The sequence below is a fragment of the Bradyrhizobium sp. UNPF46 genome, from assembly GCF_006658625.1.
Classification (GTDB): domain Bacteria; phylum Pseudomonadota; class Alphaproteobacteria; order Rhizobiales; family Xanthobacteraceae; genus Bradyrhizobium; species Bradyrhizobium nitroreducens.
Map to the genome: position 1 here is coordinate 1 of NZ_LFJB01000016.1, position 20,354 is coordinate 20,354.

A 20,354-nucleotide genomic window follows, 5' to 3' on the forward strand; every position below is an offset into this window, starting at 1 on the left:
GGACACCGGTTCGCGTGAAGAAAACGCGTCAAAACAAGAATCTAGAGCTTCGGTTCTGATTCAATCAGAACCGAAAATGCTCTAGGTGCCGGTGCGCGTGCCGGTGCCGAAGCGGCGGACGACGCGGCGTTCGACCACGATGGAGCGCTGCGCGCCCTGTTCGCCGGCGATCACGCGCGTCGCAGTGATGCGGCTGTTGGTGCGCGCCTGCTTCTTCACCTCGGCCTGCACGACATCGAGCGGCATCCCCATCAAGGCTGCGGCGATCTCGGCCTGCTGCTCCTGATCGTCGGTGATGCCAATGGCGGCGAAGATCGCCTCGTCCAGGGTCGGCGGATCATGGCGGACGCGCCGCGTGCCATATTTGGTATTCCAGTCTGCGCTCATAACGGCCTCGTTTTGATGCCGGGATACCTAGTGCCGCGAATGTTGCATTGCAATATGAAATTGGTGTGGCATCTCAGCTATGCACCGGTCGGGTGTCATGGTAGCGACGCAACCCCGGAAGCGACCTCCACCCGCTGCTGTGGCCAGCGTTTCAGGGCCGCGTGTCCGGCTTCGGTGAGCCCGTAGACTCCCCGGTCGGCCCGTTCGAACCAGCCATACACATTGTTAAGCAAGATCTTGCCGGCATCAGGACAGCGCTCGCGCAAGTCGCGCACGCGCCGCGGTCCCTCAGCAAGCGCCGAGGCGCAGGCCAGCGCCTGCTGCCGATAGGCCGTCATGATCGGCGCGCGGGTGCTGCCGCCGAGCACGGGATCGCCTTGGCGGCGCTGATGCTCGGCGACGAGGCGCGAGCGCACCTTCGGCTTGCGGCGCGGCGCCGCCGTCGGCGGCTTCACCAGCACCTCGACCTGGCCGCGGTCGGTAACCCCAAGCATTCCGAAGCCGAGGCGCCGGCAGAGATTGCGATAGCGCGCATCGCTCTCGCGTCCTTTGCCCCGGATCGACATCTTCGCCGCGATCCAGACCTCGTCGGCTGCCGACGCGCGATCGACCGCCTGCAGGATCAGCTCGAGATTGAAGGCGAGCTTGAGCTCGCCGATCACCACGACCGGCGGATCGCCGGCGCTGAGGCCCACGAGATCGCAGCCGCCGATCTCGCCCTTGACCGTGAAGCCGAGCTCTTCGAGGAAGCGTTTGACGGGCAGGTAGAGCGCGGTTTCCACGGGGTATCCGATCGGAGAATCAGTTGCGGCAGTCTAGCCCGGATCGCATCTCGGCCTCTGCGCCATTTGCCGGGGAGAGAGCGGTGCGGCTATCCTGCAGCCGGACAGCCGGGCGCATTGCGAAGATGACGATCAGGAACGGGCTCTATCACATCCGCATCGAGATGCTGGATGCCGTGCAGGGCGGCAATCAGGGCGTGATGGTGCTGCGCGACGGCACCATGCGGGGCGGCGATTCATTCTTCTTCGCCTACGGCACCTACACCTCGGCCAACGGGAAGTGGAAGGGCGAGCTGACCAACGAGGAGCATTCGCCCTCATTCGACGAGCGCCCGGTGTGGGGCCGCAAGGTCGTGACCATCGGCTTCAGCGGCACTTACACCGACGAAACCGCGTATGGCGAGGGCATTGCGCTCGCCGGCAAGCAGAGCATCCGTTTCAAGGGCAATCTGCGGCTGCTGGTGCCGGATTGATTACACCCGTCCGGCTACCGGGATCAGCGCGCCGGTGACGCCGCTGGCGGCGTCGCTGGCGAGGAACAGGATGACCTCGGCGAGTTCCTGCGGCGTCACCCATTTGGAGAAGTCCGCCTTCGGCATGTCGGCGCGGTTGGCGCTGGTGTCGATGATCGACGGCAGCACTGCGTTCACCGTGACCTTGCCCTTCCACTCGTTGGCCAGCGCCTCGGTGAGGCGATGCACGCCCGCTTTCGACGCCGCGTAGGGCCCCATGCCGGAGCCGGCCTGGAGCGCGCCCATCGCGCCAATGTTGACGATGCGGCCTGCGCTGGACGCTGCCAGATGCGGCAGCGCCGCGCGCGAGGTGTTGAGCGCGGTCAGGACATTGAGCGCGTGCATGCGCTGCCAGGTCTTGGTGTCGCCGTCGCCGACCGTCTCGAACGCAAAGCCGCCGGCGATGTTGATCAGCGCGTCGAGTCTGCCGAAATGTCTTTCCGCCGCGTCGATCGCGGTCTTTGCCTGGGCCGCGTCGGACAGATCGACGCCGCCGATTTCGATGCGCTCGGGCGTCGCCGACAGTTGCGAAGGCGCGTGGTCGATGGCGGCGACGCGTGCGCCGCGCGACTGCGCGATTTCGGCAACCACTTTGCCAAGCGCGCCGAGCGCGCCGGTGATGACCAGGATCCTATCTTGCATTGTCGATCTCCCGGCGCTGCGGCCTACGATTCCAGATAGCGCGCCTTCAGCGCGGCCCGCTCGGGCACGCCGAGCTTGAGCCCGTCGCGAAGATAAGTTTCGAGATCGCCGTATTCATGGCCGATCGCCTCGAAAGCCGCGGCAAGATACGAGGCCTCGACGCTGCCGATGGCGTTGCGAACGTCCTCCGGCAGGTCGATGGCAGCCGTCGCATCGCGCCTGTAGTGCTGGTTGGTCAAGAGGTAGTCCTCGGCGATGACGTCATCGGGTACGCCGAGCGCATGCAGGATCAGCGCGCTGGCAAAGCCGGTACGGTCCTTGCCCGCGGTGCAATGGATCACCAGCGGTGCGCGGTCTTCCAGCAGATGGCCGAACAGGTTGCGAAAGCTGTGCGTGTTGTGGCGGACATAGTTACGATAGGACTCGCGCATGAGCTCGAGGGCGGCCGCCGCGGTCAGCGTGCCCTTCGCGAGTTCGGCGCGCAGCGCGGCGACCACGGTCGGTTCGATCGGCAGCGGATGCACCGTGATCTCGTCTACGACGCAGATGCCGGCCGCGCGCTCCTCAATCCCGCGGAAATCGAATGCGCTTCTGATGCCCAGCGCACGGACGATCTCGACGTCGGCAGCGGTGAGCTGGCCGAGATGGTTGGAGCGGAAGATGTGCCGCCAACGTGTGGTGCGGCCATCGGCGGTCGGATAGCCGCCGAGATCGCGAAAATTGCTGGCGCCCTGCAAGGCGAGGTGGCGGGCAGGGGAGTCCTTGAGGGAGGAGTCTTGCATGGGATCAGCTTGGGTTATGGTTCCAGCGGGCGCACGGCGGGCGTCCTTGAGGTCTATTACAGGGGGCGATCATGGACCGGCACAAGGCCATTGTTTTGGCGATCACCATGCTGTCGGGCGGAATTTTCGGTGTGACGCAGGCCGATGCGCAGAACTTCCGGACCTATCGCTGCGCCGATGGTACGCAGTTCATCGTTGGATTTTATGACGCCGACAAGCGGGCCTTCCTCCAGATCGACGGCGAGCCGGTCACGCTCGCCAAGCGGCTGTCGGTCTCCGGGGCGCGCTATTCGGGGGCCGGGGTCACGCTGAGAATTCCCAGAGCGGGGCTCACCACGGTGAAGCACCTGGGGCGGCCGGTTACCACCTGCGCGGTGATCGAAAGGCCCGGAATCTAGCCGGCAGGGCAGCTGGAATCAAAAAGGGTCGAAACACCGTTGTTTCGACCCTTTCTCAACTGTCGCCATGCGCTTGCGCGAGCGCGGCGATGTCAAACCAAGCCCTGGCATCAGCGATCCCATTTCGGCTTGGCCTCGTCGACAGCGTCCTGGTGATACCAGCTCTCGCTGCAGATCGAGACGTTCGCGGGAAGCGAGCCGTGATCGGCAGGAAGGCGGGTCTCGCCATAGCGGCGTCCGGCGAGAGCTGCACGGCCCCCGATCGGAAACCGATAGATCGTTGCCGATCCGTGACTCAGACCATTGTTCATCATTACGATTCTCCTTGGTCGAAGCGCCTTAGCCTCCATGGTGCGCCCGACTCGTTCGATTGTGGTTACCGGAATCCCCATATCGGCCGCAGCTCCCGAATTGGAAAGTGCTGAAAAGGAGATCAGTTGCCGCCCAATTTGTGGGCAGTCGAAGGTGTGCATCCCCTAAGGCACGCTCTCGGTGACCAACGCTTGGGCCATTCCAAAGGTTGCTGCGTAGGGGTGGGAGACTTTGCGAATATTGCCAGCGGTTGATGCGTGTTTCATCGGCAACTTCCAGCGCTGCGTTGTCTGCATCAGAAACGGGCGATTTTTCCGGGGTTTTCGCGCTGCAGCTTCACGTGAAGGTGCGCGGCTTTGACGCAGACCACCGGGCCGGACTCTTCGCGGCGGAAGGCCCCCGAACAGCGGTGGGAAACCCTCCGCACTGCGGCCTTTTGGCACGCAAAATGCTTGTAGGGGGCCGGCCGATGATGGCCGGGTACAAACGTGCGGGGCTCTCAACCCCACCTTTCGCATCATCTACAGAGAGGCTCAATGACCAAGTATAAGCTCGAGTACATCTGGCTCGACGGATATACGCCGACTCCGAACTTGCGCGGCAAAACTCAGATCAAGGAATTCGCGTCGTTCCCGACGCTCGAGCAGCTTCCGCTCTGGGGCTTCGATGGCTCCTCCACCCAGCAGGCCGAAGGCCACAGCTCCGATTGCGTGCTGAAGCCGGTCGCCGTCTTCCCGGATGGCGCGCGCACCAACGGCGTGCTCGTGATGTGCGAAGTCATGATGCCCGATGGCAAGACCCCGCATCCGTCGAACAAGCGCGCCACCATCCTCGACGACGCCGGCGCCTGGTTCGGCTTCGAGCAGGAGTACTTCTTCTACAAGGACGGCCGTCCGCTCGGATTCCCCGAATACGGCTATCCCGCGCCGCAGGGCCCGTACTACACCGGCGTCGGCTACAAGTTCGTCGGCGACGTCGCCCGCAAGATCGTCGAAGAGCATCTCGACCTCTGCCTCGCGGCCGGCATCAACCACGAAGGCATCAACGCGGAAGTCGCGAAGGGCCAGTGGGAATTCCAGATCTTCGGCAAGGGCTCCAAGAAGGCCGCTGACGAAATGTGGATGGCCCGCTACCTGATGCTGCGCCTGACCGAGAAGTACGGCATCGACATCGAGTTCCACTGCAAGCCGCTCGGCGACACCGACTGGAACGGCTCGGGCATGCACGCCAACTTCTCCACCGAGTACATGCGTACCGTCGGCGGCAAGGAGTATTTCGAAGCGCTGATGGCCGCCTTCGACAAGAACCTGATGGACCACATCGCCGTCTACGGCCCGGACAACGACAAGCGTCTGACCGGCAAGCACGAGACCGCGCCGTGGAACAAGTTCAGCTACGGCGTTGCCGATCGCGGCGCCTCGATCCGCGTTCCGCACTCCTTCGTCAACAACGGCTACAAGGGCTATCTGGAAGACCGCCGTCCGAACTCGCAGGGCGACCCATACCAGATCGCTTCGCAGATCCTGAAGACGATTGCGTCCGTGCCGACCGAGAAGAAGGCGGTCGCCTAAGATCCTCCCGGCCCGGGCTGGGGGGCTGGCCCGGGTTGGCTTTCAATCCGCCGGAGCTGAAAGGCTCCGGCGGATTTTTTGCATCTGGATGACGCCGTTCCTGTGGTCATGCCGGGCCTTGGCCGCGCGATACTTGTCCTTCGCGCTGGAAAGCGGGATAGAGTGCGCGCGGATGCGCGCAGGGGCCGGGGACGCGGCTGGTGTTTGAGGGCTTCTACAAGGTTCGATTTCAGCTCGGCGATGCCGTCGGCCGCAGCGTGATGCATGCCGGCAATGGCAAGATGCTCGGCGGCAATTCGGCCTTCGCCCATATCGGCACTTACGAGAAGACCGATAGCGGCGTCGACGTGGTGATCAGCACCGTCCGCCACAATCCCGATCCGAACTATCGCGCCATGGCGGGCACCGACGATGCCACCTTGCTCGCCAGGGGCTGGGCCGACGGCGATCTCTTCCGCTTCGAGGGCGAATTGAAGGAGCTGCCGGGCGTTCCGTTCCAGTCGGTGATGACGCCGATCACGGAAGACGAGGCGCCGACCTTCGGTGGCATGAGCGAAGGCGGCATCGCCGACGGACTCTACTCCATCCATCTGCGGATGCTCGATGGTCTCGACGGCAGTCTCACCGGCGTGATGCTGCTCAACCGGGGCCGCATCCTCGGCGGCGATGCCGCGTTCTACTATCTCGGCAGCTACATCGCCACGAACGGCCGCTGGAAGGGCCAGATCCTCAACCAGGAACATACGCCGGCCAAGGACGATCCGATCTTCGGCGGCCACGAGGTCGGCATCGGCTTCTCCGGCAGCTACGACGCGGAACAGGCGGTGCTGGAGGCAACCGCGCTCGCCGGCAAGCGCAGCCTGCGCCTGACCGCCGCGCTCAAGCTGATGCACCGTGCCTGATCGCGACGGGAAGGACCCATGGAAAAGATCCGCATGCTTTCGACGCTCGGCCTGATGGGCGCGATGTGCAGCCTGGCCTCCGCCTTCGAGGCCGAAACAGGCATCCATGTCGACGCCGACTTCGCGCCGACCCTGGCGCTGCTCAAGCGCCTGCGTGCCGGCGAGGCTGCCGATCTCGTCATCCTCACCCGCGAGGGGCTCGACGACATGATCGGCGAAGGCCGTGTGCTCGCCGATGGCGCGGCCGATCTGGCGCGGTCCTATGTCGGCATCGCCGTGCGGGCAGGGCAGGGGCATCCCGACATCGGCAGCGAAGCGGCGCTGCGCACGACGCTGCTCGCGGCGCGGTCTGTCGCCTATTCGCGGCTGGGCGCGAGCGGCGTCTACTTCGCCCAGTTGATCGCGCGGATGGGGATCGCAGCCGAGATCAACGCCAAGGCCACCGTCGTCGAGCAGGGCTTTACGGCCGAGCGGCTTGTGACCGGCGAGGCCGATCTCGCCGTGCAGCAGCTCAGCGAGCTGAAGCAGGTCGAAGGCATCGGGGTGGTCGGACCGATCCCGCACGAGCTGCAAACGCCGGCGGTGTTCTCCGCCGGCTGCATCGCAGATGCAAAACATGCCGAGGCCGCGGAGCGGCTGCTGCGTTATCTGGCATCGCCGGAGGTCGCACCGGCTTTGCGCCAATCGGGACTGGAGCCCTAGATATGCCGGAGCGGGAAGGCAACGTCGTGTCCATGCGGATTTGTCTGCTTACCATCCTGCTCGCGCTCGCCGCGCTCTCGGGCGCGCTTGCGCAATCGGCTGATCTCGTGCTGTGCGACCGTGTGGCGGCCGATCCCAGCGATCCCGACAAGCCGGCTGACGTGCGGGGCGTCAGCGAGATCGCATCCTCCGACGTCGCGACTGCGATCAAGTTCTGCAGGCAGGCCGCGCCGTCCTCGCGGCGCGCGATGTTCGCGCTCGGCCGCGCCTTTGCGGCCAACCGGCAGACAAGCGAGGCGATCGCCGCGTGGCGCAAAGCGGCCGACAAGGGATCGAGCGCGGCCATGGTCGAGCTCGGCGTCGCCTACGGGACCGGCTCGGGCGTTACCAAGGACGAAGCCCAGGCGCGAAAGCTGTTCGAGAAGGCGGCGCAGGCCGGCAACCCCCGCGGCGTCAGCAATCTCGCCGCGCTCGGCGGCGCTGGCGGCGCCGCGCCGGCCGATCCTGTGCAGGCGCGCGCGCTGCTCGGCAAGGCTGCCGAGACCAACCCGGAGGCGCAGTACCAGCTCGGCCTGATGCTGTCCGAAGGCACGGGCGGCGCGAAGGACGACGTTGCGGCGCGTGCGCTGTTCGAGAAGGCGGCCGCACAAAACCATCCCGGCGCGCTGGAGCGGATGGGGGCCTTCGCGCAGGAGGGCCGCGGCGGGCCGAAGGACAAGGACGCCGCGAAAGCCTATTACGAGCGCGCCGCCGCGCTCGGCGATGAGGACGCCAAAAAGGCGCTGGAGCGGCTGCGCTGCCCTTACGCGATCAAGGACAAGCAAGGCAAGCTCGTCACCACGCTGTGCTTCTGAACGGAGCCGGGACATGACGGAACCCGGCTCGCGCGTGGGCCGTTGATGCCCGATCACAGCGGAGCGCAATCATGATCCGTAAACTGGCCTCGGGCGAATACCGCCTCTATTCACGCAAGGTGAACCCCAAGACCGGCAAGCGTCGCAACCTCGGGACCTTCAAGAGCCGTGCGGCGGCCGAGAAGCACGAGCGCGAGGTGCAGTATTTCAAGCGTCACTGACGCGTGAGCAGGGCCGTTCGCGACCGGCCAGGCAAAAAGTGCGAAAACAACCCCATGCACAGTAGCCAAGTGCTTGAAATCGCTTGGTCGCTGAAATCGCCTGTCGATCGAACCCGCGCGTTATCTGGCGAAATGTCTTGCCTCGTCGGGCAAAACAGGAACGCGAGGCCCTCGTCGCCGGAGAGCGCGCAACGGCCCTGCGCGGAAAAAGCGGATGGTCGCGATGTGGCGGCAATGCTAGGTAGCCGGCGGTTCTTTTCCGATTTTGCGGGCTCATTGCGTTGCTGGACGGACTCTACAAGGTTGAATACGGCGTCAACGATGCGTTCGGGCGCAGCATCATGTGCCTGCATGACGGCAAGATGCTGGGCGGCAATTCGGGCTTCGCGCATCTCGGCACCTATGCCGAGCGTGACGGCGAGATCGTCGCCGAGGTGATCACCGAGCGGCACAACCTCGATCCCAGCTACAAGCCGCTGATGGGCGCCGACGTCGCCAGGATCGGTGCGCGAGGACGGCTGATCGGCGACCAGATCCGTCTTCAGGGCGGCGCGGACACCATGCCGGGCGCCAATTTCTGGGCCAATCTCACAAGGCTCGATGACGGCGCGCTGCCACTGCGCGGCACGATCGGGCAGGGCGGCATCGCCAACGGGCTCTACGGGATGAGCCTGCGCGCGCTCGACGGCGTCGATGCCGGCCTCTCCGGCGTGGTGCTCTTGATCGACGGCCGCATCCTCGGGGGCGATGCCTTCTTCTATTATCTCGGCTCCTATTCCTCGGCGGACGGCCGCTGGAAGGGCGAGATGCTGAACCAGGAGCACACGCCCGCGAAGGGCGAAAACCCCGTGTTCGGCGGCTACGAGGTCGGGATCGGGTTCTCCGGGACATGCACGGAAGACAGCGGCGAGCTCGAAGGCATCGCGCTCGCCGGCAAGCGCAGCCTGCGGCTGGCGGCGTCGCTCAGGCTGATGCGAAGGGCGTGAGGCAGCTGATAATTTCGTCGCGCCTGCTGTCGCGAGACGACGTTGATGGCGTGCATCCGGATGCTGGTCTAGGGCCAGAACCGGCCATTCCACGATGGCACCCTTCGACGTTTGGCGGTGCTTCCTTCTCACGACAGGTACGGACGGAGCGCCTGCAGCGCGTCGGCGCTACGGGTAGGAGGCGTCATGACCGCCTTCCCGGAAGCGATCTGCAACAACGATCTTCGCTCCGAGGCCAATCGTCTGCTAACGTCCCCCTTGGGCCGTAGCAGGTCAATCTTGGAAACAAGGAGAAGATGAGCCTATGGTGAGCTTACTTCTCAAGGTCGTGTATAGCGCGCTGCTTCTGGGAATCGTCGGAGTTGCTGCGCGCGAACTCTGGACCGTGTGGCTCGACACACGGGTCTATATCGGCACCTTCGATGTCGTGTCCGAGTCCGGGAAGGATGATGGTGCGAGCCAGGCGTTTTCTCAGCGGATCGTCGCGGCCCAGACGATCCTTTCGCAGCAGGTGATCGACTATCAGTCCCGCCGCAGCGGCGACACTCCGAGCGACCCGACCTATGTGATTCCGGGAATGCCCGCGTTAAACCTGCCACCCGAGGCGCTGGCTGGTGTCGACATCACCGTTCAGAACATCAATGTGCGTCAGATCCTGACAGCGGTTCGGCGTGGCTTTCTCGAGCCAAATGAAGTAAGCGGCCGCGTGACTCAGCGTCCGGGGTCGTTTCTTGCGGCAGTCGAATGGCCGCAAGCGCCGAGACCCGCTGGCGGCGCCCCCGCTCTCACGAAATTTCTTGTACCCAGCCGAGCGTCTGCTCAGGAAGAAGCCGCCTATATCGCCTGTTCGATTTCGTGGGCGCGAGCGGCGAGCAGCGATGCAAAATTCGCGGCCATTCCCCGCACCCAGTTCTGCGACTTCGCTGCCGCCCTGACCGACCTCTACGCCCTCGAGGACGCCGCCTCGACGCCGGATGGGCTGGACGAAAAGGGCCTCCAGGTCGTCCGCAAGCACGCGGCAACACTGCGTTCGCATTATGAGGACAACCATGTCTTGCCGGGAATCTATCGCCTTCGCGCCGATCTGCTGGAGCTTCTTCCTGAAAGAAAGCGGACCCAAGACGAATTGATCGAGGCGCAGGAGGCACGGGTTCGCTACGCCATGTTGAGCTCGGAATTGCAGGGCCTGCCGGAGGAAGAGAAGCGCATGGCGGCCCTTGCCATCGCGCGGCCCGCTATTCTGCTCGACAATGGCAAACTCAAGAACCCGCCAGAGAATTGGGCCGGTGTGCTGAAGCGCCATATTGTTGAGATTGGCGCTGCAGCCGAGTCCACTGGGTTGATTTTGGACTCCGCTGGAAACCCCACTGGCACAGGATTCATCGTGGCGCCCGGCGTCATGATGACAACGTCCTACATCCACAATGCGGTTCGTACGTCAAAGACGCAGCCATCGACGCCCGCGAAGTCGCCCAGACTTTGCCTCGGACAGAGCGCGGCCAATTGCGTCACATCGCTTGAGCTCGGGGATGTCATTTACCCGAAGGAAGCAGCCGATTCACCTCTCGTGCTGATAGAGCTCCACGGTCATGATCAGGTTCTCCACCCCCCGCTGAGCGTTGCCGATGCGCTGCCCGCGCCGAACGAAGTCGTCGGGAGCTATGTCCATGTGATCGGCTATCCTGTCCGTGACCCACGTATGCCGGAAGAGTTCATCAAGCGTCTCCTCAAGGAGAGTGATGGACAGAGGAGGCTGATGCCCGGGCGGGTCCTCGCAGTAGGTTCTTCCATGTGGATATATCCGGCCGGAGACACGACGGTCCTCACGACCGACATCAGCACGACCAGCGGCGCGGGCGGCGGTCCTCTGATCGATCTGAAGAGTGGAAAAGTCATCGGGGTTGCTCACTCCGGCGTCTGGAAAGGGGATCGCGGCAAGTTCGCCTATTCGGTGCCCATCCCACGCGCGGTTATGGACATCATCAACCAGCGAACGCGCGGAACGCAAGACAGCCAGGCTCTTCCGGCAAAGCAATCCAACAACTGAGGCGCTGCGATCGGGGCGCGGTCTGCGCGTTGAGGCCTCGCTCAAGCCGATAGATCGCGCCTGGGACCTGTGCTGACAATGAAGGGGGCGTGGCGCCTTCTGGTCAGGACGGCGGCGGGTCCCGACCGACTTACACACGCCGGCCGCAAACGCTGCGGTCCAGGGGCTTGGAAACGCCGATACGGGCATTCCGAGGAATTGACGACCATCATGCGTCGGGTTTGCGGGCGGAGGGGTGGTCTACCGTGCCGGTAGCTCGCCAGCCGACATTAAGGCCGTCGAGGTTCAAACCCTTGAGCTGAGGGATGATGGGGGAGTTAGCAGCGCTGGGGCTGGATCCCGGCGTGACCCGGGCTTCCCCTCGCGGCCTGTATGCCCTAATGACGCTGCAACGCAACATTCCCCTCAAAAGACCCCATGATCCGCCTCGACAACGTCAGCAAGCAAGCCGGCCACCAGATCCTGTTCATCGAAGCCTCCGCTGCCCTCAACAAGGGGGAGAAGATCGGCCTCGTCGGTCCGAACGGCGCCGGCAAAACCACCCTGTTCCGCATGATCGCGGGTGAGGAACTGCCCGACGAGGGGCAGGTCTCGACCGATCGCGGCATCACCATCGGTTATTTCAACCAGGATGTCGGCGAGATGTCTGGCCGCAGCGCCGTCGCCGAGGTGATGAATGGCGCCGGTCCCGTCAGTGAGGTCGCGGCCGAGCTGCGGCAGCTCGAAGCCGACATGGCCGACCCCGACAAGGCCGATCAGATGGACGAGATCATCGCCCGCTACGGCGAGGTGCAGCATGCCTTCGAGGAGCTCGACGGCTACGCACTGGACGGCCGGGCGCGGGAGGCGCTGTCGGGCCTCGGCTTCAGCCAGGAGATGATGGACGGCGACGTCGGCAAGCTCTCCGGCGGCTGGAAGATGCGCGTGGCGCTGGCGCGCATTCTCCTGATGCGGCCCGACGTGATGCTGCTCGACGAGCCGAGCAACCATCTCGATCTCGAAAGCCTGATCTGGCTGGAGAAGTTCTTGCACGACTACGAAGGCACGCTGCTGATGACCTCGCATGACCGCGAGTTCATCAACCGCGTCATCTCCAAGGTGATCGAGATCGATAGCGGCGCGCTGACGACCTACAGCGGCGATTACGAGTTCTACGAGCAGCAGCGCGCGCAGAACGAGAAGCAGCAGCAGGCGCAGTTCGAGCGCCAGCAGGCGATGCTCGCCAAGGAGATCAAGTTCATCGAGCGCTTCAAGGCGCGCGCCTCGCATGCCGCCCAGGTGCAGAGCCGGGTGAAGAAGCTCGACAAGATCGAGCGGGTCGAGCCGCCGCGCCGCCGCCAGAGCATCGCATTCGACTTCCCGCCCGCGCCGCGTTCGGGCGAGGACGTCGTCGCGCTCAAGAGCGTGCACAAGGGCTATGGCTCAAAGCGCATCTACGACGGCCTCGATTTCATGATCCGCCGGCGCGAGCGTTGGTGCGTGATGGGCGTCAACGGCGCCGGCAAATCGACGCTGCTCAAGCTGGTCGCAGGCGCAAGCGAGCCCGACGAGGGCACGGTGGCGCTCGGGGGCAGCGTCAAGATGGGCTATTTCGCCCAGCACGCGATGGATTTGCTCGACGGCGAGCAGACGGTGTTCGAGTCGCTCGAATACGCCTTTCCCACGGCGGGGCAGGGCTCCTTGCGCGCGCTCGCCGGCTGCTTCGGCTTCTCCGGCGACGACGTCGAGAAGCGCTGCCGCGTACTGTCGGGCGGCGAAAAGGCTCGCCTCGTGATGGCCAAGATGCTGTTCGACCCGCCGAATTTTTTGGTGCTGGACGAGCCGACCAACCATCTCGATCTCGCCACCAAGGAAATGCTGATCACGGCGCTGTCGGATTTCGAGGGCACCATGCTGTTCGTCTCGCACGACCGGCATTTCCTGGCGACGCTCTCCAACCGCGTGCTGGAGCTGACGCCGGAAGGTATCCACCAGTTCGGCGGCGGCTACACGGAATATGTCGCGCGCACGGGGCAGGAAGCGCCCGGGCTGCGGAGCTAGTCTTTGCCCTTGCCCGCGATCTCGGCGATGGCCTCGATCTCGTTGGTCCAGATTCCGCCGGAATACCCTTGCGGCAACCGCGCGAGCAATTCGGGCGTATCAATGCCGGTGGAGAATTCACCGCCGCTGTAGGGACCAAGCACGAAAACCGCGCTGTTGGCGTCGGCCATCCGATTGAGGAAGCGGTCGGGCCAGCCCCATAGCCAGGGGGCGACGTTGATCGGCACCAGCACCATCGCGTTGTTGCAGGCGGCCGGGACCAGACCGGTCCAGCCATAGCCGATATAGCCGATCAGGCAGCTTCGGATGGCCGCGCGCGAGATCGTGCGGACGTCAGGGGTGAGGCGACGGACCATGTCGACCGGCTCGTCGCCGCCATAGACCATGATGGCATGGCGCCGCGCGGCCGGCAGTGCGTTCAGCACGGCGGCGAGCTTCTGTCCTTCGCCCGCGTCGCGACTCTTCACGTTGACGAGGAGTTGCCTGTCCGGGAAAGCGGCGAGCACTTCGGGCAACGTCGGCATCATTCCGACGGCCTTGCCGCGAAACGGGAACGTCTTCCCGCCGTCGGCGGTGTAGCCGTAACCGATGTCTAGCGTTTTCAGCTTCGCCATGCTCTGCTCGCGGGTGACGCCATGGCCATCGGTGCGGCAGTCGACCGTCCAGTCGTGGAACACGGCGAACTCGCCGTCGGTGGTCGGGTGCACGTCGAGTTCGACCATGTCGGCGCCGGCCTCGAAGCTGGCGCGCATCGAGCGCAGTGTGTTCTCAAGATAATCGTGGCTCGGTGGCAACATCCGCGCGGCGGTGCAGGTGTCGTTCTTCAGGTCGCGCTCGTCGAAGCGTTGCGCTATGCCGCGATGGGCCAGCAGCACCGGCTTGCCGCCCCGATGCGGCGCCAGAAGACTGGTATTGTTGATGTAGATTCCGGCCGCGACGGCAATCGTGATGGCCGCGCCAAATCTTAGTTTCCTGCCCACCAGCCATTCCTCATTCCGAGATCATCTTCTTCCGCGTTTGAGGTTGATTTGCGGCGCTTCGGGTCTGGGAGGTCGATGCGTCGAACGACTTGAAGGCTCTGATCGTGTTCGCTACGCTTTCGCAAAAAAAAAAGGGAGCGAAACCATGAAGCAACTCCGGATCGGCGACATCACCATCGATGCGGTGATCGAGCGGGAAGGGCCGTGGCGGCGGCCGCAGGATTTCTTCCCGGCCTATGACGAGGCGGTCTTCAAACATCATTTGCCGACGATGGAGCCGGAGGTGTTCGACGCCGCGCGCGGCATGATGGTGATCACCTATCAGACCTTCGTGGTGCGTACGCCGCGTTACACCATTCTGGTGGATACCTGCACCGGTGAGGACAAGGGCCATCCGCCGCCGTTCGACTTTCCTGGCAAGGAGCGCTGGCGCAACGAATTGTTCGCGCTCGGAATCTCTTTCGAGCAGATCGACTACGTGTTCTGCACCCATCTGCATATCGACCACACCGGCTGGAATACGACCCTGCGCGACGGCCGCTGGGTGCCGACCTTCCCCAACGCAAAATACGTCTTCCACAAGGGCGAGTACGCGGCCTGGGAGGCCGAGCACGCCAAGGGCAACAACCCGCCGGGCACCGTGTTTCGCGACAATTGCCTGCCAATCGTCGAGGCGGGGCAGGCGCTGCTCGTGGACGACGATTACGCGCTCGACGACACGGTGACGCTGACGCCGACGCCGGGGCATTCGCCCTGCCATTGCTGCGTGAACATTTTCTCGAAGGGCCAGCGCGCGGTGGTCGCGGGTGATCTCATGCATCACCAGATCCAGTGCCGCGAGCCCGACTGGTCGGCGCGGCCGGACTGGGATCCGAAGCAGTCGGCGGTGTCGCGACGGAAGTTCTTTGCGTCGGTGGCAGACACGGACACGCTGATCCTGCCGATCCACTTTCCGGCGCCGACGGCGGGAAGGATCCGGCCGTGGGAGGGGGCGTTCGACTATCGGTTCAAACGGGAGTGAATCTCACCGTTATGGCCGGGCTTGTCCCGGCATCCACGATCTTTCGCGCGGTACCAAGAACGTGGATGCCCGGGACGAGCCCGGGCATGACGCATTCGCGGAACGATGATCGCCAAGCTGCAACGAACTCGCTGCAATCAGGCGCCGACTTCGCACTTCTTCATGAAGCTGTTCTTGGCAGCGCCGGCGAGCGGCTTGCCATCGGCGCTGACGGCTTTGGGGGTGCAGGCATCGGCCTTGCACTTCTTCAGGAACGAGGTTTTGGCTGCGCCGGCCAGCGGCTTGCCGTCCTTGCCGACCGCCTTGCTCTCGCAGGTGTCCTCCGCGAAGGCCGAACCTGCAGCAAAGGTGGCAACGATCGCAGCCAGGAAAATCCGCTTCATCATGGGTGTCTCCGTAAACCAGAAAGGGCGGAGAGATTGGAGCCGGGAATCGTGGCGCAATCAAGCTGGATGAGGCCGTTGGGCCCGACCGCGCGGCGTTTTTTGCGGCGGACGTTCGGCCCTCCCGCGGTCTGTTGCACTGCTCGCTGACCCCGGCGGGCAACCCTGCTAGGCTTGGCCAGCTTAGCTGGACGGAGCATCGTCATGGACGCCGTAACCCCGAAGCACCCGGAAGCCGCCGATCAGCATTCTCACCTGGTCCGGCCTCAAGACATGGAATGGCAGACCACGCGCTTTCCGGGGTGCGAGGCCAAGACGCTGCTGTTCGATCGCCGCACGGGTCTGATGACCGCCCTGATGCGGTTTGCGCCGGGATCGGTGCTCCCCGACCACGAGCATGTCGGCATCGAGCAGAGCTGGGTCATCGAGGGCGCGCTGGTCGACAAGGAGGGGCCGGCCAAGGGGATCGCCTGCAAGGCCGGCGAGTTCATCTGGCGCGAGGCGGGCAGTCGGCACGCCGCCTGGTGTCCTGACGGGGCGCTGATCCTGGCGATCTTCCAGGTGCCGAACAAGTTCTTTGAAGCCGACGGCCGCGTCGTCGACGCCGCCGGCCAGGATTGGGACAAAACCTGGGGGCACACAGGCGCGCAACTGGCGCGGAGCGCCTGATCGTCCTCAAGCGCCTCGCATCAGCAGGGCCCTGAAATCGGCCCGCGCCCGCTGCGCCTCCGCGCGCGCGACGTCCGAGGCGTCGCCCATGCCGAAATAGCCGTGGATCAGCCCGGGGCCCTCATGGTGCTTGACCCGCACGCCGGCCTCCTCCAGCGCCCGTGCGTAGGCCGCGCCCTCGTCGCGCAGGGGATCGAACCAGGCGGTGGTCACGATCGCCGGTGCAAGGCCTGCCAGCGAGGCAGCCCGTAGCGGCGAGACGCGCCAGTCCAAGGCATGGCCGGGATCGGCGAGATAATGGCCGCAGAACCATTCCATCGTGGCGCGTGTCAGGAAGTAGCCGTCGGCATTCTCGTTACGCGAGGGATAGCGCGCGTTCTCGCGCGCATCGGCGTAAGCGCCGAGGACGTCGGTGACGGGATAGACCAGCAATTGAGCGGCAAGCTTGATGCCGGCATCGCGGCAGGCGATCGCTGTGGTCGCGGCGAGATTGCCGCCGGCGCTGTCGCCGGCAACGCCGAGGCGTCTTGCATCGCCGCCAAATTCCGCGACACGGGTGAATACGTCGCTCACCGCTGCGAACGCGTCCTCGAAGGCGCCGGGAAAGCGCGTCTCGGGCGGCCGGCGATAATCGACGGAGACGACGACGGCACCGGTCTCGATCGCGAGATTGCGCGCCTGTCTGTCGTGAGTCTCGAGGTCGCCCGCAACCCAGCCGCCGCCATGGAAGAACACCACGGTCGGGGCGGGTGTCGTGCCGATCCGATAGACGCGCGCAGGAAGCGGGCCGGCGCCGCCTTTCACGTTGATGTCGGCGACGCTGTCGACGGGCGGCGGCGGGATGGCGGCGCGCGCGGCAGCCAGTGCGCGCAAGGAATCGCGGGCGCTCTGTGGCGTCATCACCGTGGGATCGCGCATCGGCATGAGCGGAATGATCTGGGCGATGACGGGATCGAGTGGCGCGGCCATGGCAGGTCCTCCAGGGTTCTTGGTCTTGCTTGCGGGTTAGCATAGATTTTGCGCGCCGCATCGGCAACCGGCGTCGTGTCGTTGCGCCGGCGGATGAACGGGCAGGGAGGTTCTTGAGGTGGAATTCGAAACGCTGGTCCAGTCGCGCCGCAGCGTGCGTGGCTTCAAGAAGGAGCCGGTGCCGCGCAAGGTGATCGAGGCGATCATCGACAGCGCCAAGCGTGCGCCGTCGTCGATGAACACCCAGCCCTGGCACGTCCACGTGCTCACCGGCACGCCGCTCGAAGAGGTCCGCCGCCGCAACATGGAAGAGATGATCGGCGGGGCCAAGGTCAAGCGCGACATCGTCAGCCACGGCGAATACCAGGGCGTGCACCGTACGCGGCAGGTCGACATCGCCAAGAAGCTGTTCGGCGCGATGGGGATCGCGCGGGACGACAAGCCGATGCGGCAGGACTGGGTGCTGCGCGGCTTCCGCCAGTTCGACGCGCCGGTCTCGCTGGTGTTGACCTACGACCGCGTGCTCGATCCCGGTGCGGTCTGTCATTTCGATCTCGGTGCGCTCTGCTATGGTATCGTGCTCGCAGCGTGGGATCGCGGTCTCGGCTCCGTCATCAACGGGCAGGGCATCATGCGCTCGGACATCGTGCGCGAAGTCGCGAAGATTCCAGAAGACGAAGTCATCATGACCTGCGTTGCGATGGGGTATCCCGACGACGGCTTCGCCGCGAACGGGGTGCGATCGGATCGCGAGCACAATGACGAGTTCGTGCGTTTCGTCGGCTTCGCCGATTGATGCAGGCACATGCGTCCATGACCTGCGTTGGACGTGTGGAAGCGCGCTCTTGCATCGCTCTGATTCCTTGCGATGCAAGAATTTGATCCAGATCAAGCGCGCCGACGTGATCGGTATCATGAACCCGTAGGACCAGGCGGCGCCGTAGTCCTACGGTGCTGATCCGCCGCACAAACGCAGCGATGCGGCGGGGTTCCTAACCGAATGGCAATTTCGAATCCGTAGTTCAATCCTCTGAGACGTCGCCCGCGTCGAACAAGGATATTGCCATGCTCTCGTTCTTTTCTCAGGCAAGTCATAAGCAAGCATCGCCCTCGATCGTTCCGGACGTTCCTGACGAGACGCCGGCCTCCCGCGAGCCTTGCGCGATCCGCGTGCTGGAGAGCGATGACCGGCTGCAGAATATTTCCGAGAGCGACTTCGTCGTTGCGGGGGCGCGCGCGCCGCTCGCCCTCGCGTTCATCTCGCCGCATTGCGACTTCGCGCGCGTGGTGTCGTCGCTGCAGAGGCTGGCGGGTTCGACGCCGGTGATCGCGATGTCGACCGCGGGCGAATTGTGCTCGGCGGGCCAAGCGCTCTACAAGTCGACGGGCGCAAGCTGGTCGTCGGTCGTCGTGCAGATCTTCCCGGCCGATCTCTTTCAGTCGATCAGCATCCACAGCGTTCGCCTCCACAACGAGGACATTCGCAAGGGAGAGCCGTCCAAGGCCCATGATGCGCGCATCGAGGCGGTCGCCCGGGAGCTCGGAACGATCCGCACGCCCTTCGTGATCGACGTACGCGACACCATCGCCTTCGCGCTCGTGGACGGCGTCTCCGCCTCGGAGAACTATTTCATGGAGGCCGTGTACAGGAGCGGCAAGTTTCCGTGCGCCTTCGTCGGAGGCTCTGCCGGCGGCAAGCTCGACTTCAAGAACACCTATCTCTACGACGGCAGGCAGATTCTCGAAAATCATGCCCTCATCGCCTTCATGAAGCTGGCGCCGGGCCGCGCGTACAGCATCTTCAAGACCCAGAACTTCAAGAAGACCGGCAAGTCCTTCGTCGTCATGGGGGCCGACCCGAATCGGCGCACCGCCTCGGGCGTCCTGGAGGCGGGCGAGATCAAGCCGTTGGCGTTTGCGGTCGCGAAGGCGCTGAACACGACGCCGGCGAATTTGATGTCGATGATGACGAAGCACTCCTTCGGCATCGAGGTCGGCGGCGACCTGTTCGTGCGCTCGGTCGCCGGCATCGATGCGCAGACCGGCGTCATCTCGTTCTTCTGCGACGTCAATTCGGGCGACAGGCTCGAACTGCTGGAAGCGACCGATTTCGTCGACCAGACGCGGCGCGACCTCGCAGCCTTCCTGCGCGACAAGCCGCCGGCGCTCGGCGCGATCCTGAACGACTGTATCCTGCGCCGCCTCAACAACGAGAGCCAGCTCCGCAACATGGGCGGGATGTGGCCGATGCCGGTCGCGGGATTTTCGACCTTCGGTGAGCTGTTCGGAATCAACATCAACCAGACGCTGACGGCGATCGTGTTCTTCGACGTCAGTGAAAGGCCGTTGAACGATCCGTTCATCGAGCTGTTCCCGATCCACTATGCGCATTTCGTCGAGTATTTCACGCGCACCCATCTCAACCGCATGGTGCTGCTGAACCAGATCAAGGACGGCATCGTCCAGCGCCTGACGGAGTATCTGAGCGCGACTGCCACGCTGAGCGGGAAGGTGGAGGGCGCGTTGCAGCAGACCGCGTCGATCAACGCGATCGTGGAGGAGATCCGTTCGGTCATCATGGCGAGCGCGCAATCGGCGGCGAAGGCGACCGACACCACGGCATTGTCGCAGGAATTCGCCGGCCTCGCTCAGGCCATGAACGGGCTGCGCGACATCCTCAAGATCATCGACACGATCGCGGGCCAGACCAACCTGCTCGCGCTCAACGCGACGATCGAGTCGGCGCGCGCCGGCGAAGCGGGACGCGGCTTCTCGGTGGTGGCGACCGAGGTGAAGAAGCTCGCGCAGGACACCAGGAGCAGCCTCACGCAAACCCATGCATCGATCGGAGGCATGGAAACCTCGATCGAGTCGCTTGGTGCCAATATCAACGATACCCGGGGCCAGCTGATCCGGACCCAGGAAGGCTACAACAGCATCGTGACCCAGATCGAGGACATGTTCAAGAATCTTCAGATGATCAATACCGTGCTGTCGGACCTCGAAAGCTTCGTGCGCGACCGCAACGGGGCATTGACGAGCGCGATGAACGACATCGCGACGTTGAAGCGGATCGGCTAGGACGCAGAATCTGCCCCGGCGCAAAATTCGGTGACGACCATCAGTTGGCTCTTGCAATCTCATCGCGCTAGCAGGAACAATATGCCTCGTGAGAGGTTTGTTGCTGGCGCGAG

General features: G+C 64.4%; 22 protein-coding genes. 14 read left to right on the forward strand and 8 right to left on the reverse strand.

All coding sequences use genetic code 11. From position 1 onward, the window contains the following. Positions 1 to 81: 81 nt before the first annotated feature. Together UNPF46_RS07875 and UNPF46_RS07880 are read right to left on the reverse strand one after the other, a co-directional pair. The gene (locus UNPF46_RS07875; protein WP_100175745.1) at positions 82 to 387 is read right to left on the reverse strand and encodes a hypothetical protein; all 306 of its coding nucleotides are present in this window, start codon (positions 385 to 387) and stop codon (positions 82 to 84) included. A gap of 95 nt (positions 388 to 482) precedes the next feature. Then, complete coding sequence (locus UNPF46_RS07880; protein ID WP_142249604.1) at positions 483 to 1,169, reverse strand: DUF2161 domain-containing phosphodiesterase; 687 nt, start codon at positions 1,167 to 1,169, stop codon at positions 483 to 485. A 125-nt stretch (positions 1,170 to 1,294) separates the two neighbouring features. Here UNPF46_RS07880 and UNPF46_RS07885 point away from each other — a divergent pair, with 125 nt between their 5' ends. Next, on the forward strand, positions 1,295 to 1,642 hold the full coding sequence (locus tag UNPF46_RS07885; protein ID WP_100175743.1) for a GrlR family regulatory protein: 348 nt from the start codon (positions 1,295 to 1,297) through the stop codon (positions 1,640 to 1,642). Here UNPF46_RS07885 and UNPF46_RS07890 read toward each other — a convergent pair whose 3' ends face one another. Together UNPF46_RS07890 and UNPF46_RS07895 are read right to left on the reverse strand one after the other, a co-directional pair. Beyond that, entirely contained in the window at positions 1,643 to 2,323 is a 681-nt protein-coding gene (locus tag UNPF46_RS07890; RefSeq protein ID WP_142249605.1) for an SDR family oxidoreductase, read from the reverse strand. Positions 2,324 to 2,346: 23 nt separating this feature from the next. Beyond that, positions 2,347 to 3,105, reverse strand: coding sequence for a tyrosine-protein phosphatase (locus tag UNPF46_RS07895; protein ID WP_142249606.1), 759 nt, complete (start codon positions 3,103 to 3,105; stop codon positions 2,347 to 2,349). A 71-nt stretch (positions 3,106 to 3,176) separates the two neighbouring features. Between UNPF46_RS07895 and UNPF46_RS07900 the strand changes: the two genes are divergently transcribed. Continuing rightward, positions 3,177 to 3,503: an MliC family protein gene (locus tag UNPF46_RS07900; protein ID WP_142249607.1), complete on the forward strand. Its 327-nt coding sequence runs from the start codon at positions 3,177 to 3,179 to the stop codon at positions 3,501 to 3,503. A gap of 110 nt (positions 3,504 to 3,613) precedes the next feature. On the opposite strand, the gene UNPF46_RS07905 is transcribed toward UNPF46_RS07900, so the two are convergent. Then, a complete protein-coding gene (locus tag UNPF46_RS07905) occupies positions 3,614 to 3,817 on the reverse strand; it encodes a DUF2735 domain-containing protein (protein WP_142249608.1) in 204 nt (67 codons plus the stop codon). Between the two features lie 534 nt (positions 3,818 to 4,351). Here UNPF46_RS07905 and UNPF46_RS07915 point away from each other — a divergent pair. The 8 genes from UNPF46_RS07915 to UNPF46_RS07950 all read left to right on the forward strand — a co-directional run bounded on the left by UNPF46_RS07915 (position 4,352) and on the right by UNPF46_RS07950 (position 13,138). Further along, positions 4,352 to 5,386, forward strand: coding sequence for a glutamine synthetase beta-grasp domain-containing protein (locus tag UNPF46_RS07915; protein WP_100175738.1), 1,035 nt, complete (start codon positions 4,352 to 4,354; stop codon positions 5,384 to 5,386). Between the two features lie 200 nt (positions 5,387 to 5,586). Further along, entirely contained in the window at positions 5,587 to 6,288 is a 702-nt protein-coding gene (locus tag UNPF46_RS07920; RefSeq protein WP_142249609.1) for a GrlR family regulatory protein, read from the forward strand. An 18-nt stretch (positions 6,289 to 6,306) separates the two neighbouring features. Next, positions 6,307 to 6,990, forward strand: a complete 684-nt coding sequence (locus tag UNPF46_RS07925; RefSeq protein WP_142249610.1) for a substrate-binding domain-containing protein — start codon at positions 6,307 to 6,309, stop codon at positions 6,988 to 6,990. Positions 6,991 to 7,022: 32 nt separating this feature from the next. Further along, positions 7,023 to 7,844 (forward strand): tetratricopeptide repeat protein, encoded by an 822-nt coding sequence (locus UNPF46_RS07930; RefSeq protein ID WP_142249628.1) that lies wholly within the window; start codon positions 7,023 to 7,025, stop codon positions 7,842 to 7,844. 71 nt (positions 7,845 to 7,915) lie between these two features. Beyond that, on the forward strand, positions 7,916 to 8,065 hold the full coding sequence (locus tag UNPF46_RS07935; protein WP_007609497.1) for a hypothetical protein: 150 nt from the start codon (positions 7,916 to 7,918) through the stop codon (positions 8,063 to 8,065). Between the two features lie 281 nt (positions 8,066 to 8,346). Beyond that, positions 8,347 to 9,051 carry a hypothetical protein gene (locus UNPF46_RS07940; RefSeq protein ID WP_100175735.1) on the forward strand — a complete coding sequence of 235 codons (705 nt, stop codon included), beginning with the start codon at positions 8,347 to 8,349 and terminating at the stop codon, positions 9,049 to 9,051. Positions 9,052 to 9,355: 304 nt separating this feature from the next. Further along, on the forward strand, positions 9,356 to 11,098 hold the full coding sequence (locus tag UNPF46_RS07945; RefSeq protein ID WP_142249611.1) for a S1 family peptidase: 1,743 nt from the start codon (positions 9,356 to 9,358) through the stop codon (positions 11,096 to 11,098). A gap of 417 nt (positions 11,099 to 11,515) precedes the next feature. Next, on the forward strand, positions 11,516 to 13,138 hold the full coding sequence (locus tag UNPF46_RS07950) for an ABC-F family ATP-binding cassette domain-containing protein (RefSeq protein ID WP_142249612.1): 1,623 nt from the start codon (positions 11,516 to 11,518) through the stop codon (positions 13,136 to 13,138). Here the strand turns inward: UNPF46_RS07950 and UNPF46_RS07955 are convergent. Further along, positions 13,135 to 14,118, reverse strand: coding sequence for a glycerophosphodiester phosphodiesterase family protein (locus UNPF46_RS07955; protein ID WP_100175732.1), 984 nt, complete (start codon positions 14,116 to 14,118; stop codon positions 13,135 to 13,137). The genes UNPF46_RS07950 and UNPF46_RS07955 overlap by 4 nt on opposite strands. Positions 14,119 to 14,263: 145 nt before the next feature. Between UNPF46_RS07955 and UNPF46_RS07960 the strand changes: the two genes are divergently transcribed. Next, complete coding sequence (locus UNPF46_RS07960) at positions 14,264 to 15,139, forward strand: MBL fold metallo-hydrolase (RefSeq protein WP_142249613.1); 876 nt, start codon at positions 14,264 to 14,266, stop codon at positions 15,137 to 15,139. A 137-nt stretch (positions 15,140 to 15,276) separates the two neighbouring features. Here UNPF46_RS07960 and UNPF46_RS07965 read toward each other — a convergent pair whose 3' ends face one another. Further along, positions 15,277 to 15,525 (reverse strand): hypothetical protein, encoded by a 249-nt coding sequence (locus UNPF46_RS07965; RefSeq protein ID WP_100175730.1) that lies wholly within the window; start codon positions 15,523 to 15,525, stop codon positions 15,277 to 15,279. A gap of 201 nt (positions 15,526 to 15,726) precedes the next feature. Here UNPF46_RS07965 and UNPF46_RS07970 point away from each other — a divergent pair, with 201 nt between their 5' ends. Continuing rightward, positions 15,727 to 16,191 (forward strand): cupin domain-containing protein, encoded by a 465-nt coding sequence (locus tag UNPF46_RS07970; RefSeq protein WP_142249614.1) that lies wholly within the window; start codon positions 15,727 to 15,729, stop codon positions 16,189 to 16,191. A 6-nt stretch (positions 16,192 to 16,197) separates the two neighbouring features. Here UNPF46_RS07970 and UNPF46_RS07975 read toward each other — a convergent pair whose 3' ends face one another. Next, positions 16,198 to 17,160, reverse strand: a complete 963-nt coding sequence (locus UNPF46_RS07975; RefSeq protein ID WP_142249615.1) for an alpha/beta hydrolase — start codon at positions 17,158 to 17,160, stop codon at positions 16,198 to 16,200. 118 nt (positions 17,161 to 17,278) lie between these two features. Between UNPF46_RS07975 and UNPF46_RS07980 the strand changes: the two genes are divergently transcribed. Both UNPF46_RS07980 and UNPF46_RS07985 read left to right on the forward strand, forming a co-directional pair. Continuing rightward, complete coding sequence (locus UNPF46_RS07980; protein WP_142249616.1) at positions 17,279 to 17,956, forward strand: nitroreductase; 678 nt, start codon at positions 17,279 to 17,281, stop codon at positions 17,954 to 17,956. 269 nt (positions 17,957 to 18,225) lie between these two features. Beyond that, a complete protein-coding gene (locus tag UNPF46_RS07985) occupies positions 18,226 to 20,241 on the forward strand; it encodes an FIST N-terminal domain-containing protein (RefSeq protein WP_142249617.1) in 2,016 nt (671 codons plus the stop codon). Positions 20,242 to 20,354 lie beyond the last annotated feature (113 nt).